Here is a 13933-nt window from a genome sequence, read left to right on the forward strand (position 1 = left end):
CAAGGCCGCTCACCGGACCTGTCCGGCTCACCGGAAGGCGTCAAGACCGGTGAGCGCCTTGCCCAGAACGAGTTGATGCATCTCGACGGTGCCCTCATAGGTGAGCACCGATTCGAGGTTCGTCGCGTGCCGCATGACGGGGTACTCCAGGGAGATCCCGTTGGCGCCCAGGATCGTCCTGGACGTCCGGCAGATGTCGATCGCCTCTCGTACGTTGTTGAGCTTGCCGAAGCTGATCTGCTCGGGACGGAGCCTGCCCGCGTCGAGGCGCCGCCCGAGGTGGTGCGCGAGCAGGATGCCCTTGTGCAGCTCGACCGCCATGTCGGCGAGCTTGGCCTGGGTGAGCTGGAAGCCACCGATCGGCCGGCCGAACTGCTCGCGGGTCTTCGCGTACTCCACGGCCGCCTCGAAGGACGAGCGTGCCGCGCCCATCGCTCCCCAGACGATGCCGTAGCGCGCGTGGGAGAGACAGCTCAGCGGGCCCTTCAGGCCGACGACCTCGGGCAGGACCGCGTCGGCGGGCAGCCGCACCTCGTCCATCACCAGCTCACTGGTGACGCTGGCGCGCAGCGACCACTTGTGCTTGATCTCCGGCGCCGAGAAGCCGGGGCTGTCGGCCGGCACGACGAATCCCCTGATCCCGTCGTCGGTCTGCGCCCACACGACGGCGACGCCGGCCACCGACCCGTTCGTGATCCACATCTTCCGCCCGCTGAGCACCCAGTCGGTGCCGTCCTTCTTCGCGTGCGTGCGCATGGACGCCGGGTCGGAGCCGTGGTCGGGCTCGGTCAGGCCGAAGCAGCCGATGATCTCGCCCGCGGCCATCCCCGGCAGCCACCGCCGCTTCTGCTCCTCGGAGCCGAAGCGGTGGATGGCGTACATCGCGAGGGAGCCCTGCACGGAGACGAGGGAGCGGATGCTGGAGTCGGCCGCCTCCAGCTCCAGGCAGGCGAGCCCGTACTGGACGGAGCTCGCGCCCGCGCAGCCGTAGCCCTCCAGTGACATGCCGAGCGCGCCGAGGGAGCCGAGCTCGCGGGCCAGCTCGTGGATGCCGGGCAGCTCGCCCTTCTCGTACCAGTCGGCGATGTGCGGCAGGACCCGGTCGGCCGCCCAGGAGCGGACGGTGTCGCGGATCGCGAGGTCCTCCGGGGCGAGCGAATCGTCGAGGCCGAGCGGGTCGGCGGGGTCGAAGGGCGGCAGAGGGGTGCGGGCGCTCTCGGACATGCGGGCCTCCGGCGGCACAAAACTAGCAGTGGTAGTTATATGGCTCGCGCTGACGTTACGACGCAGTGTCCCGCACGTCCAGGGCCGAAGGCCGCCACAGGATTCACCGCACGGAGGAGTCGGCCCCGACCCGGGAGGGTTTCCGCGGCGCCGGCACCCCCGGCTCGGGAGAGGCCGCGGCCGAACAGTCCATGCCGCGCGGCAAGCGCAACGCCGCGAGCGCGCCGAGCAGCAGCAGGCCCGCGCTGACCAGCAGCGTGACGTGCAGCCCGTGCACGAAGGCCTCGCGCGCGGCGCTGCGCAGGGCGTCGCCCCGCACCCCGCCGAGGCGCGCGGCGACCTCGTAGGCCTCGCCGAGCGAGTTCCCGGCGGCGGCGCTGTCCGCCGCGGGGACACCCCGTACCGAGGAGAGCCCGGGCGCGTACGCCGCGTTCATGACGCTGCCGAGCAGGGCGATGCCGATGCCCGCGCCGAGCTGGTAGGAGGTCTCGCCGATCGCCGCGGCCCCGCCCGCCTGGGACGGCGGTGCCTCGCTCAGCATCGACTCGTACGCGCCGAAGAGCGTGGTCTCCAGGCCGAGGCCGAGCAGCACGAAGCCGGTGAGCAGCAGCACGTCGTTGGCGGTGCCGCCCATGCCGGTGAGCACGAGGACGGCGAGCGCGGTGAGGCAGAAGCCGGAGCAGACCATGGTGCGCGGCCCGAAGCGGTGCAGCAGCTTCGAGCCCGCGAGGCCCGCGGCCATCGCGGCCAGGGTGAGGGGCAGCAGCCGCAGGCCGGTCTCCAGCGGGGAGAGGCCGAGGACGAGCTGGAGGTACTGCGCGGCGATCAGCTCCAGGCCGACCAGGGCGAGCATGGCGAGCACGATGCAGCCGACCGAGGTGCTGAACGCGGGCCGCGCGAACATCGACAGATCGACGAGCGGATGCGCGCGCCGTCGCTGCCTGCGCACGAAGCCGACGAGAAGGGCGACGCCCGCGGCCAGCGCGGCCAGGGTCGTCATGCCGAGCGGCGACTCACCGCCGCCGAGGCGCTTCACACCGAGTACGACGCCGAAGAGTCCGCCGGCGGCCATCAGCGCGCCGGTCACGTCCCACGGGCCGTTGCCCTTCCCGGTCGACTCGGGCAGGAGCCAGCGGCCCACGGGCAGGCTGACCAGCATCAGCGGAATGTTGATGAGGAAGACCGAGCCCCACCAGAAGTGCTCCAGGAGGAACCCGCCGAGCAGCGGTCCGACGGCCGCGCCCACCGCGGCCACCGCGCTCCAGATGCCGATGGCGACGGCGCGCTCGCGCCGGTCGGGGAAGACCTGGCGCAGGATCGACAGCGTCGCGGGCATGATCATCGCGCCGCCGACGCCGAGCAGGGCGCGGGCCGCGATCAGGACCTGCGCGTTGTCCGCGAGGGCCGCGACGGCCGAGGCGACGCCGAAGAGCGCGTAGCCGAGCAGGAGCACGCGTCTGCGGCCGACGCGGTCGCCGAGCGTGCCGAAGAGGATGAGGAGCGAGGCGCAGACCAGCGGGTAGATGTCGACGATCCAGAGCAGCTCCATCGCGCCGGGCCGCAGGTCCTCGGAGACCGCGGGCACGGCGACGTGCAGCACGGTGGCGTCGACGGCGACGAGCAGCAGGCTGACGCAGAGGACGACGAGCACGACCCAGCGGTTGGCCCCGGCACGGACCCCGGATCCCCGACGGCCCTGCGGTGCTGCGGCCGTGGTCGTCCCGGACATGCGCGTACCTCCCAGTGTTCCCTCGCGCCGGCGGCCTGCGGGACGTGGAATCCCCGCTCCGGCGGTACGGACGGCGGCGCGGACAGAGGCGAGTGAGCCGCCAGAGTACGCGAGTCCGTTTCCGGGGTACGTGGCGGACCTCTCATGGTTGTGCGGATGCCGTGTGGCGTGTGCCACGCGTCCACCTTCCGGCCGCGGCCCCGACGGTGCCCGGCGCCCGCGACGGCCGATAATCGAGCCCGTGACCGATCTTGATCAACGCCCCTCGCCGTCTCCGGCGGGCCACGCCCTGCGCCGGGCCGCGCCCGCACTGCTCGCGTACGCGGGGGTACGCGCGCTCGGCCTCGCGGTGCTCGCGGTCTGGGGCGCGGCGGCCGGGAAGAGCCCGCACACGCTGCTCACCGCCCGCTGGGACTCGCTCTGGTACACCCGGGTGGCCGAGTTCGGCTACGGCTGGGAGGTGCGGCTCCCGGACGGCAGCGTCCACTCCAACCTGGCGTTCTTCCCGCTCCTGCCCTGGCTGGAGCGGCTCGTCGCGGCGGTGAGCCCGCTCAGTCATGCCGATGCCGGGCTCGTGGTGAGCTGGCTCGCCTCGCTCTTCGCCGCCGCGGGGATCTTCGCGGTCGCCGATCACGTGTACGGGCGGCGGGCCGGGATCTGCGCCGCCGTGCTGTGGGCGGTGCTGCCGGTCGGCATCGTGCAGTCGATGGCGTACAGCGAGTCCCTGTTCACCGCGCTGGCCGCCTGGTCGCTGTACGCGCTGCTCAGGGGGCGCTGGGTGTGGGCGGGTGTGTTCGCCTCCCTCGCGGGGCTGACCCGTCCGGTGGGCGCGGCGGTGGTCGCCGCGATCTGGGTGACCGCGGCCGTCCAGGTGTACCGGGAGCGGCGGGCCGGGCCCCGCATGCTGCTCGGCGTGGTCCTCGCGCCGCTCGGGGCGGCGGGCTATGTGCTGTGGGTCGGCCACCGCACCGGCGACGGGCTGCTCGGTTACCTCGACGTCCAGGCGGGCTGGGGCAACGGCTTCGACTTCGGCTACGCCTTCGCGCGCTTCGTCGGGGAGAAGTTCACCTCCGTCCCCGGAGCGCTCGCGGGCGTCGGCCTGATCGTGGGCGTCGCCCTGGTGATCTGGCTGTACGTGACCGGCGTCCGGCAGCGGCAGCCGCTGCCGCTGCTCCTCTACACCGGCATCGTCGTCGTGCTGGCCCTGTGCGCGGCCGGCTACTTCGGCTCGAAGCCGCGGCTGCTCCTCCCCGCCTTCCCGCTGCTGCTGCCGCTCGCCGTGGCGCTGGCCCGGCTGCGTGCGTCACGGTCGGCGCTGATCCTCGGGGGCGTGGCGGTGGCGAGCGCTCTCTACGGGGCGTTCTGGCTGCACGGCTCGGGCCCGCCGTGATCAGGTCATGATCGTTTCGGGCGGCCGCCGGCGGCCGTAAGGGAAATTCCACACCAGCCCCCGGTGAACGAAATTCATAAGACGGATTAAAACCGCACCGGAAATGATCAACGAATTGAGTGTGGGCGCGACGACTGAATAAGGAATCCCAGGGAATAGGCCCTGGCCTGAGAGCAATCCCACATCACATCGTCATCACAAAGCCACTGGTTCGGCCTAGTGCCAGACTCACTCGCTGTAACGTCGATTGTGTGCGTACCGAACGAAACCTCACCCGTCTTGACCGGGTCTTCGCCCGTCTTGACCGTGAGCCGGAACGACCGGCCCACCTCGATGTACCGAGGATGAGCCGGCACAGGGTCGTGCTCTTCGCCTCGACCCTGGCCTTCTACCTGGCCATCGTCGTCGCCGTGCTCGCCACCTCGTGGCTGGTGCGGTTCGACTGGCAGGTCATGTTCTTCCGGCCCTACCAGCAGTGGCCGGAGATCCACGCCTTCCTCGACTACTGGGTCGTCCTCGGCCAGCGCGGCCCGACCGCCGTCATGGTCGCGGCCTGGCTCGGCTGGCGCTCCTGGCGGCAGCACACGCTGCGCCCGCTGCTCATGTTCGGCGCCGCCCTGCTCCTGCTCAACGTCACCGTCGGCGCCGCCAAGATCGGCATGGGCCGCCTCGGCCCGCACTACGCCACCGTGATCGGCTCGAACGAGATGTGGCAGGACGGCGATATATTCCCTTCGGGCCATACCGCCAACGCCGTCGTGACCTGGGGAATCCTGGCCTACATGGCCTCCACCCCCCGCACCCGGCGCTATCTGTCGGCCCTCTCCGCCGTGGTCTCCCTGAGCGTCGGTCTCACCACCGTCTACCTCGGTACGCACTGGCTGAGCGACGTCTTCCTCGGCTGGGCCGCGGGCCTGCTCATCCTGCTCGCGCTGCCCTGGGTCGAGCCGCTGATCACTCGCGTCGAGGCCGTCATCTTCCGCGTCCGCGAGGCCTGGCGCGGCCGCCGCACGAGCACGGCGCAGGCTCCCGAGCCCGTGCCCGCCCCGGCGGGCGTCCCTGCGATCGTGCAGCAGCGCCCCTCCGCGGGCGACGAGGCGCCCGCCCGCGAGCCGGTCGGCGCCGCCCGCGCCACCGCCAGATCCCCCGCCTACCTCGCGCCGGGCCCGCACACCGCCCGCTCCGAGCGCACCCCGGTCACCCCCGCAGGCAGCCGCAGACCGGCGCACCCCGACCGCGTTCCGCGCGGCACCGCGTCGGCCCGCCCGATGGCAGGCGGCTGACCCGCAGACCGGCGGGGGCCGGTACGCACAGCCCATCCCCCGCACCACGAAGGCCCCGGTTCCGTCGAGGAACCGGGGCCTTCGTCATGGGGCGGGCCTTGAGGGGGCTAGCCCTTCCAGGAGCGCGTGACGACGCCTTCCTCGACCTCGAAGTTGAGCCGCCCCGCGAGGTACTCCATGGTGATGATCGACCCCGGGGGCAGCGACCTGACCGTGGACCAGCCGGACGCGCGGGCCTGCCGCTCGGCGTCCTGCGACGCGAGGCCGACGTAACGGTCGGGGCTGTCCTGGGGCTCTGCGGGCGGGGTCGGAATAGGTGCCATGGCCGCCACGTTAGGCGCCCCGGCGGCGTCGGGGAAGGACCGGGGGCCATGCACCAAGCGTCACGTATACCTCTCTGGTCACGCTTCTGTCACAGGATCACGACGTGCGTTTCAGTCGAACTCCGTCACACGTATGGGCGGTTCCACGCTTGTCACGGCGTAATTCGGCGGTGCGCTCACCCCTGCGCGAAGGCGGTTCGGATAGCGTCGAAATGCGGCGCCCGGAATAGCGGTTCGCGCACTTCGCGCTCCCTCCGCAATTCCTCGTCCCGGCCCGTGGACGCATGGTGGAGGGACATGGAGGGGCGTGGAGGAATTGGCCATTCCGGCAGGGATGCCCCCTGGCCCCGGCCGTCCGGAAGCGGCTCGTACGCCCCCTGTCGGAGTCGGGCCCCGCGCGAGCATCATGGCGTGAGCTTCGGGCAGGCCCAGGACGCGATGGCGAAGGGGCAAGCGATGAGGACCGAGACGGTGCGGGCGGACGAACCGCCGGTGCGGCAGGTGCGGCCCGGCCGGCTGGTCGTGGACTGGCTGACCACCACCGACCACAAGAAGATCGGTCACCTCTACCTGATCACGTCGTTCGTCTTCTTCCTGGCCGCCGGGCTGATGGCGCTGATGATGCGGGCCGAGCTGGCCAGGCCGGGCCTCCAGCTCATGACGAACGAGGAGTTCAACCAGGCCTTCACCCTGCACGGCACGATCATGCTGCTGCTCTTCGCGACGCCGACGTTCGCGGGCTTCGCCAACGAGATCATGCCGCTCCAGATCGGCGCCCCCGACGTCGCCTTCCCGCGGCTGAACATGCTCTCGTACTGGCTCTTCCTCTTCGGCGGCCTGATGGTCCTCGGCTCGCTGCTCGTGCCCGGCGGCCCCGCCGCCTTCGGCTGGTTCGCGTACGCCCCGCTCAACAGCCTGGAGCGGTCCCCCGGCGTGGGCGCCGACCTGTGGATCATGGGGCTCGCGCTCTCCGGCTTCGGCACGATCCTCGGCGCGGTGAACTTCCTGACGACCATCATCGGGATGCGCGCCCCCGGCATGACGATGTTCCGGATGCCGGTCTTCACCTGGAACGTCCTCTTCACGTCGATCCTGGTGCTGATCGCGTTCCCCGTGCTCGCCGCCGCGCTGCTCGTCCTGGAGGCGGACCGGCGCTTCCACTCGCTCGTCTTCGCCTCGGAGAACGGGGGCGCGCTGCTGTGGCAGCACCTCTTCTGGTTCTTCGGGCATCCCGAGGTCTACATCATCGCCCTGCCGTTCTTCGGCATCATCACCGAGATCATCCCGGTCTTCAGCCGGAAGCCGATCTTCGGCTATCTGCCGCTGGTCGGCGCGACGATGGCCATCACCGGCCTGTCCGTGGTGGTGTGGGCGCACCACATGTTCGCCACGGGCGCGGTGCTGCTGCCCTTCTTCTCGTTCATGTCGTTCCTCATCGCGGTCCCGACGGGCGTGAAGTTCTTCAACTGGACGGGCACGATGCTCAGGGGCTCCCTGTCCTTCGAGACGCCCATGCTGTGGGCGGTCGGCTTCCTGGTGAGCTTCCTGTTCGGCGGTCTGACCGGCGTCATCCTGGCCTCGCCGCCGCTGGACTTCCACGTCACCGACACGTACTTCGTCGTCGCCCACTTCCACTACGTCGTCTTCGGCACCGTCGTCTTCGCGACCTTCGGCGGCTTCTTCTTCTGGTGGCCGAAGCTGACGGGCAAGATGCTCGACGAGCGGCTCGGCAAGATCCAGTTCTGGACGCTGTTCGTCGGCTTCCACACGACGTTCCTGGTCCAGCACTGGCTGGGCGCCGAGGGCATGCCGCGCCGGTACGCCGACTACCTGGCCGCGGACGGCTTCACCGTCCTCAACACGGTCTCGACCATCGGGGCGTTCCTGCTCGGCATGTCGACGCTGCCGTTCCTCTACAACGTCTGGAAGACCGCGAAGTACGGCAAGAAGGTCGAGGTCGACGACCCCTGGGGCTTCGGCCGCTCCCTGGAGTGGGCCACGTCCTGCCCGCCGCCGCGGCACAACTTCGTCACGCTGCCCCGCGTCCGCTCCGAGTCCCCGGCGTTCGACCTGCACCACCCGGAGTACGCGTCGTTCACGAGGCACGAGCCCGGCCGGGTGTCGGAGGACCCGCAGACGCGACACCCCGGTCCAGGGCCCGGCTCAGGTGGTCCCGAGCCGTCCTGATCCGCTCGATCAGCTCGACGGGCTCCACCACCTGGAACTCGATGCCCATGAACAGGACGTGGAAGACCATCACGTCCAGGCTCGGAGCGCCCGTGCGCAGCAGGCAACTGTGGTCCGTCTCGGCCTCGATGACGCCGTCGGACGGGGTGAGCCGCTGCTCCGCCTCCGCGAGCGGCACGAGGAGGCGGACCACGGCCCGCTCGGCGTACGCGCCCGTGGAGACGCCCTCGGCGACGTACGCGGCCAGGTCCTCGGAGGGCGCGGGGCGCGGCGTGAAGCGGGGGCCGTGCGGCGGCCGGGGCTCGACGCGGTCCACGCGGAAGGTCCGCCAGTCCTCGCGGTCCAGGTCCCAGGCCACGAGGTACCAGCGGCGCTCGGTGCAGACCAGGCGGTGCGGCTCGACGGTCCTGCGCGTGGCGCTTCCCGAGTGGTCCCGGTACTCGAAGCGGAGCCGTTCCGCGTCGCGGCAGACGCCCGCGAGTTCGGTGAGTACGGCGGGGTCGACGCCCTCCGGCCGCGGGGTGCGCAGCATCGGCACGGTGAAGGCGTTCAGCGCGCCCACCCGGTGGCGCAGCCTGCTCGGCAGGACCTGTTCCAGCTTGCCGAGCGCGCGCACCGAGGTCTCGCCGATGCCCTCGATGCCCTGCCCGGCGGCGGTGCGCAGGCCGACGGCGACCGCGACCGCCTCGTCGTCGTCGAGGAGCAGCGGCGGCAGCTCGGCACCGGCGCCGAGCTGGTAGCCGCCGCCGGTGCCGGGGCTGGCGTTGACGGGGTAGCCGAGCTCGCGCAGCCGGTCCACGTCGCGGCGGATGGTCCGCGCGGTCACGCCGAGCCGGTCGGCGAGGTCCGCGCCGGACCAGTCGCGGTGGGCCTGCAACAGGGAGAGCAGGCGGAGCAGCCGTGCCGATGTCTCCAACATGGACGTGATTGTGCCCCGGATCGAGGACAGCCACGGTCCGCGTCGTTCAGAGCCTGTGTCAGTCTTCGGTGCCCTCCGTGGCCGCCGCCTCGCGTACGCGCACGGCCAGGTCGTTGTCGTTGGTGTAGTACGGGCCCGCCTCCAGCGTGCCGTGCGCGGTCTCGCGGCGCAGCACCGGATACGTGAAGATCGCCTTCTTGTCCGCGACGTCGTCGAGGAGCCGGGCGAGGCGCACCCGCGGCCCGTTCGCCCCGGCCGGGCGCAGCCACAGGTCCCAGGGGCCCGCGCCGCTCTCGGCGAACTCGCCGTGCGGCAGCGCGAAGCTGAACTCCGGCCCCTCGGCCGTGACGTCGGCCCGGCGGACGAGTTCCGGCTCGGCCCGCCGGACGGCCTCGACGCAGGCGTCGGCGGCGAGCGGGACCCCGTAGACACGGCCGCGCACGGTCATGCCGGCTTCCGTCAGGTCGAGCTCCCCGGCCTCGGCGTGCGGCGCCCGCAGCCAGCTGCGCACGGAGAGGTTGCCCTGCTTGGTGGCGTACGGGATGCGCACCGCGACATAGCCGCGGCTGCCGCTCGGTGCCCGGTCGACCAGCGAGCGCAGGTCGTTGACGCCCGGCATGAGCCGGCGCGAGGCACCGCCCGCCACCTGGACGTACGCGTTCCAGCGGCCCTCGGCGAGCTCGACGCTGCTGGGCAGCGCGGCCCGCAGCCGCCCGTCGGCGGCCGGGGTGAGCGGCAGGCGGATCTCCTCGTCGGAGTCGCGCAGGCGCAGCAGCAGGTAGGCCACGTCGTCCGGCTCGTACTCGCCCGGTTCCGTCACGTCGAAGGTGAGACCCCCGGCGGAGTCGGCGACGCAGTCGGCGCGCGGCGCGTCGGTGGCTTGCTCGTCCTCTGTGTACGCCGCCTTCGAGGTGGCCGAGGCCGTCATGCGGTGGATCCCTTCGTCTGGACGCGGCCGAGGTCCCGCACCGCGTAGGCGCCTCCGAGCAGCGCGCCGCGGGTGCGGTGGACGGAGCCGCGCAACCGGCCCCCCAGCGAGTTCCCGCGGGTGAGCATCCCGGAGAACATCACGTCGTAGCGCTCGGCGATGCGGGCGGGGTCGAAGCGCTCGGAGTCCTGGAGCGCGGCGCCCGCCATGCGGTGCCGGAGCGAGTCGTCGTTGATCAGTTCGAGGAGCCCGCCCGCGATGGCATCGGGGTTGCCGACCTCGACGAGCCGCCCGTCGACACCGTTGTCGATGATCTCGCCGGGGCCGTGCGGGCAGTCGGTGGCGACCACGGGGAGGCCGCAGCGCATCGCCTCGACGATCGTCATGCCGAAGGACTCCAGGCTGGAGGTGACGGCGGCTATGGAGCCCTTGGCCCACTCCGGCTCGATGGGGTGGGCGGGGCCCATGAGGAAGACGTGGTTGTAGAGGCCGAGTTCCTCTATCAACGCGCGCAGCTTCTCCTTCTGCTTGCCGCCGCCGTAGATCCGCAGCCGCCAGTCGGGGCGCTCGCGCCGCACCTTGTCGAAGGCCCTGATCAGCAGGTCGTACCGCTTGACCGGGGCGAGCCGCCCGGCCGCGACGACCCACTTGTGGGAGCCGTCGGCGGGCTCGATGCCGGGCGCGGGCACGGAGTTGGGCACCGCCTGGACGTGCACGCCGGGCAGCCGCATCTTGCGGGTGTAGGCGCGGGCGTCGGCCTCGGTCGTCGTGGTCAGGACGTCGAGGCGGGGGTAGACGCTCCGGAGCTGGCGGCGGAGCTCCTTGGAGTGGCTGTCGAGCGTGAGGTGCTCCTGGCCGACGCGCAGGGGTCCGCGCCCGGTCTGGCGCGCGATGTGCACGTTGAGGCCGGGGCGGGTGCCGACGACGACGTCCGCGTCCAGGCGTGCCAGGTGGTCCGCGATGCGCCGGTCGGTGAGGGCGCTGTACTGGTCGTAGCGGCCCTCGGCGTCGGGGAAGGTGCGCGCGGGCCGCAGGTGTTCGGGGGCGTCGCCCTCGTAGCCCCGGGTGCCCTTGCGCAGATCCACGAGGTGGCTCAGGCGGACGCGCTGGTCAGGCGCGAACACCGGCTCGTCGCGGTGCCGGAAGACGGAGACGACTTCGACGTCGTGCTGCTGGGCCAGCGTGTTGGCCAGGTTGTACGTCGTCCGGATCGTCCCCCCGATCCCGTACGCGTTGTGAATCAGGAAAGAGATGTGCATGCGTCCCCGTATCCCGCGTTTCCATGCGGACAGTCCCCCTCGTCCGCCTACCGCAGGGTTAGACGGGGATTCCTGGCCAAAGGTTGGGTGCCAATACCATCCTGTTTTAGAACAGATATGTGATCGATAGCCGGAAGGTGGAACTTATTCGCGGTGCGGTCCATCAAGGCTGGTAGGAGAGCTGCGGCACCTCGAAGCAGTTGTCGGTCATGTCGCCGCCCTGTGTCGCCCAGCCCTCGCCGTCCCGCCAACGGGCCACCGACACACACGTCCTGCGGTGCGCGGGCGGTTCGTCGCGGTGTTCGAAGGTGACCGGCAAAAGCAGCCCACGGGCGGAATACGGCTGATTCCGGTTCATGAACCCGTCCACGCACGCGCGCGTGACGTCGCCGCTGTGCGCTCGTGCGCACGCGCGCGCGGCGTCCGTGAACCACATGGCGGCGGCCCACCCCTCCAGCTGCCACTGCGAGAGTTCCCGGCCCTTCATGGCGGCGCGGAAATCCCGTACGGCGGGGTGCCCGGTGTCCTCGTAGTTCCTGCTCGCCCCGGTGGCCCACAGGGCGTTGCGGCAGCGGGGCGCGTCCTTGTAGTCGTCGGCGACGGCCGACGTCCAGTTCTGCACGTTGGTGACCTTGGCGGTCACCTCCACACCCGCCTCGTCCATCGCCTCGCAGAGCTTGGCGTTGCCGTGCGTGTCCATCGCGTCGAAGACCAGGTCCGCGCCCTGCTCCTTCAGGTCGGCGGCGGCCGCGCGGAAGTTGGGCAGGGCGAAGTCGAGCTGTTCGGTGACGACCTTGTAGCCCTCCGCCTTCAGGCCCCGGGTGACGAGACGGGCGTACGCGGCGGACGCGGCCTGGTTGTACGAGACGACGGCGGCGGTCCGCGCCCCCTGCTCCCGCTTGAAGTAGCGGTAGACCTCGGTGCCGCCGTACAGCTTGCCGCCCCAGCCCGGCTCGCCGTTCCGCGGGGCGAGGCTGCCGTAGATCCCGTACAGATGGGGGTACGTGTCGTACGCGGCCCCGATCGGCTGTCCCCCGATGTCGGGCACCCCCGCCCGGGAGACACGGGAGGCGCCCGCGTAGTCGAGGGAAGCCGTGGCGACGAGCGCGACGACCTCGCGCTCCTCGACGAGCTCCCGCACACAGTCGCTGTTGCCGACGCCGCTGCCGCCGTCGTCGCAGGTCCGCACCTCGACCTTGCGCCCGTCGATGCCGCCGCGCGCGTTCAGCCGCGCGAAGTAGGCCTTGGCCCCGTCGCGCGGCCCGGTGAACGCGGCGCCGCCGACCGGGCTGGTCGCGCTGGCGATGACGCCCACCCGCAGCGGCTCGCCGCCCGGGGGCGCGGACGCGGTGCCGCGCCGCTCGAAGTCGCTCTCCGGCAGCCTGCTGCCGCACGCCACGCCTGCCGACGTGAGCAGCGCGACGGCGAGCAACGCCTCAACAGCCCGGCCCGGGCGACGCATTCCCGCTCAGCTTCACCAGGGCGCAGAGGGTCTTGACGGACACCTTCCAGGTGTCGTCCTGGTTCACGGCCGTCCCCGAGGCGTCGGGCAGCGCGGTGGCGCCCTTCAGCGTCAGCGCGTACGTCACGTCGGCCTCTTCCGCCGAGGTGAACTCGACCTTGCCGACCTCGGCCGCGACCTGCTGCCCGCGCTCGTCCCCGCCGAAGCTCTCCAGGACGGCCCGCATCCTGGCCCCGTCCTCCAGCACGGCTTCCTTCTCCTCGATCGAGACCTCGGGGTCGAAGAACTTCTCCCACGCCTTGGTGACCTCGCTCTTCGCGGCCGCCGGGTCGTCGGGCGCGGCGGCACCGTCCTTCGTCGGCTCGGCCGGCTTCTCCACGGACGGCTCGGGCGGCGGGTCGCCGTCGCCGCCACCGCTGTCGTCACCGCAGGCCGCGGCGGCCGGCACGACCAGCAGCAGGGCGGCCGCCGCGAGCACCACGCCCCGCCCCCGCCCCCGCCGTAAGTGCGTTCCCCGCCTTGTGCGGCTGCTCCCGAGAACCATCTGGCTCACCACCGGGTGTCGGTCCGGGCCGTGACGGTCCGGAGCTTTCAGCGTCAGCTTGTAGAGGGCATAGTGCAAGCCATCGGCTGACATGGACAGAGCGCCGACGGGACCGGCGTTGCTGACGTGATTCGACCAGGCGTTCCCCGGGGGGCTCAGATGCGCGCGGCGCGGACAGCTCGGCCATCGCGGAGGGGCGCCGCGCCGCGCCCCGGGGACCCGGCCCTGTGGGCGGCCTACGCGGCCCTCGCCGCGGGCGCGGTGCTGTGCGTCCTGGGCTGGTACGGCGTCTCCGGCGAACGCTTCGCCGAGCGGCAGCTCCCCTATCTCGCCTCGTGCACGGTGCCCGGCGCGGCCCTGATCATCGCGGGGGCCGTGCTGTACACCCACGGCAGAAGCGCACTGGCGGCGTCGCGCGTGGAGGAGCTGTACGGCCTCCTGGTGGCGGCACAACCCCCGAAGCCCCCGGCCGCGGGCCCGCCCATGGCCACGAGCGACGACCTCCTGACGGTCCCCGGCGGCACGCTCCGCCACCGGGCCGACTGCCCCCTGGTGGCGGCCAAACCGGAGGCGGTCCCCGCGGACGCCACGCTCCTGGCCCAGGGCGGCCTCGCCCCGTGCCCGATATGCGAGCCGCCACGGCTGACGGGCGAGCCGGCCGCCCCCGGCCCGGCGAGCTGACCCG

Annotated in this window: 12 protein-coding genes; 4 read left to right on the plus strand and 8 right to left on the minus strand. The window is 71.9% G+C overall.

Annotated features, from left to right (window positions below; all coding sequences use genetic code 11):
• Positions 1-27: 27 nt before the first annotated feature.
• Both ACRAKF_RS09615 and ACRAKF_RS09620 read right to left on the minus strand, forming a co-directional pair.
• Complete coding sequence (locus ACRAKF_RS09615; protein ID WP_447036516.1) at positions 28-1224, minus strand: acyl-CoA dehydrogenase family protein; 1197 nt, start codon at positions 1222-1224, stop codon at positions 28-30.
• Between the two features lie 103 nt (positions 1225-1327).
• Complete coding sequence (locus ACRAKF_RS09620) at positions 1328-2953, minus strand: MFS transporter (protein WP_447036517.1); 1626 nt, start codon at positions 2951-2953, stop codon at positions 1328-1330.
• 241 nt (positions 2954-3194) lie between these two features.
• Here ACRAKF_RS09620 and ACRAKF_RS09625 point away from each other — a divergent pair, with 241 nt between their 5' ends.
• Positions 3195-4343, plus strand: coding sequence for a mannosyltransferase family protein (locus ACRAKF_RS09625; RefSeq protein ID WP_447036518.1), 1149 nt, complete (start codon positions 3195-3197; stop codon positions 4341-4343).
• A 251-nt stretch (positions 4344-4594) separates the two neighbouring features.
• Entirely contained in the window at positions 4595-5626 is a 1032-nt protein-coding gene (locus tag ACRAKF_RS09630) for a phosphatase PAP2 family protein (protein ID WP_447036519.1), read from the plus strand.
• Between the two features lie 107 nt (positions 5627-5733).
• On the opposite strand, the gene ACRAKF_RS09635 is transcribed toward ACRAKF_RS09630, so the two are convergent.
• Complete coding sequence (locus ACRAKF_RS09635) at positions 5734-5949, minus strand: I78 family peptidase inhibitor (protein WP_447036520.1); 216 nt, start codon at positions 5947-5949, stop codon at positions 5734-5736.
• Positions 5950-6405: 456 nt separating this feature from the next.
• Between ACRAKF_RS09635 and ctaD the strand changes: the two genes are divergently transcribed.
• The gene (gene ctaD, locus ACRAKF_RS09640; protein ID WP_447036521.1) at positions 6406-8136 is read left to right on the plus strand and encodes an aa3-type cytochrome oxidase subunit I; all 1731 of its coding nucleotides are present in this window, start codon (positions 6406-6408) and stop codon (positions 8134-8136) included.
• Here the strand turns inward: ctaD and ACRAKF_RS09645 are convergent.
• From ACRAKF_RS09645 to ACRAKF_RS09665, 5 genes are all read right to left on the minus strand, one after another.
• Positions 8045-9055 (minus strand): helix-turn-helix transcriptional regulator, encoded by a 1011-nt coding sequence (locus ACRAKF_RS09645; protein WP_447036522.1) that lies wholly within the window; start codon positions 9053-9055, stop codon positions 8045-8047. The two genes, ctaD and ACRAKF_RS09645, sit on opposite strands and share 92 nt — an antisense overlap.
• Positions 9056-9113: 58 nt before the next feature.
• A complete protein-coding gene (locus ACRAKF_RS09650; RefSeq protein WP_447036523.1) occupies positions 9114-9983 on the minus strand; it encodes a hypothetical protein in 870 nt (289 codons plus the stop codon).
• Positions 9980-11242: a glycosyltransferase family 4 protein gene (locus ACRAKF_RS09655; protein ID WP_447036524.1), complete on the minus strand. Its 1263-nt coding sequence runs from the start codon at positions 11240-11242 to the stop codon at positions 9980-9982. Before ACRAKF_RS09655 ends, ACRAKF_RS09650 begins: the two co-directional genes overlap by 4 nt.
• A gap of 163 nt (positions 11243-11405) precedes the next feature.
• Positions 11406-12704 carry an ABC transporter substrate-binding protein gene (locus tag ACRAKF_RS09660; RefSeq protein WP_447036525.1) on the minus strand — a complete coding sequence of 433 codons (1299 nt, stop codon included), beginning with the start codon at positions 12702-12704 and terminating at the stop codon, positions 11406-11408.
• Complete coding sequence (locus tag ACRAKF_RS09665; RefSeq protein WP_447036526.1) at positions 12679-13248, minus strand: hypothetical protein; 570 nt, start codon at positions 13246-13248, stop codon at positions 12679-12681. The genes ACRAKF_RS09660 and ACRAKF_RS09665 overlap by 26 nt, the downstream gene beginning before the upstream one ends.
• Positions 13249-13407: 159 nt before the next feature.
• Here ACRAKF_RS09665 and ACRAKF_RS09670 point away from each other — a divergent pair, with 159 nt between their 5' ends.
• A complete protein-coding gene (locus ACRAKF_RS09670) occupies positions 13408-13929 on the plus strand; it encodes a hypothetical protein (RefSeq protein WP_447036527.1) in 522 nt (173 codons plus the stop codon).
• Positions 13930-13933 lie beyond the last annotated feature (4 nt).

This window comes from Streptomyces sp. DSM 118878, assembly GCF_052936595.1.

Excerpts from the sequence above, each read along its gene's own strand:
- ACRAKF_RS09615 (WP_447036516.1), bottom strand. The coding sequence starts at position 1,224 with ATGTCCGAGAGCGCCCGCACCCCTCTGCCGCCCTTCGACCCCGCCGAC.
- ACRAKF_RS09620 (WP_447036517.1), bottom strand. The coding sequence starts at position 2,953 with ATGTCCGGGACGACCACGGCCGCAGCACCGCAGGGCCGTCGGGGATCC.
- ACRAKF_RS09635 (WP_447036520.1), bottom strand. The coding sequence starts at position 5,949 with ATGGCACCTATTCCGACCCCGCCCGCAGAGCCCCAGGACAGCCCCGAC.
- ctaD (WP_447036521.1), top strand. The coding sequence starts at position 6,406 with ATGAGGACCGAGACGGTGCGGGCGGACGAACCGCCGGTGCGGCAGGTG.
- ACRAKF_RS09645 (WP_447036522.1), bottom strand. The coding sequence starts at position 9,055 with ATGTTGGAGACATCGGCACGGCTGCTCCGCCTGCTCTCCCTGTTGCAG.
- ACRAKF_RS09650 (WP_447036523.1), bottom strand. The coding sequence starts at position 9,983 with ATGACGGCCTCGGCCACCTCGAAGGCGGCGTACACAGAGGACGAGCAA.
- ACRAKF_RS09655 (WP_447036524.1), bottom strand. The coding sequence starts at position 11,242 with ATGCACATCTCTTTCCTGATTCACAACGCGTACGGGATCGGGGGGACG.
- ACRAKF_RS09660 (WP_447036525.1), bottom strand. The coding sequence starts at position 12,704 with ATGCGTCGCCCGGGCCGGGCTGTTGAGGCGTTGCTCGCCGTCGCGCTG.
- ACRAKF_RS09665 (WP_447036526.1), bottom strand. The coding sequence starts at position 13,248 with ATGGTTCTCGGGAGCAGCCGCACAAGGCGGGGAACGCACTTACGGCGG.
- ACRAKF_RS09670 (WP_447036527.1), top strand. The coding sequence starts at position 13,408 with ATGCGCGCGGCGCGGACAGCTCGGCCATCGCGGAGGGGCGCCGCGCCG.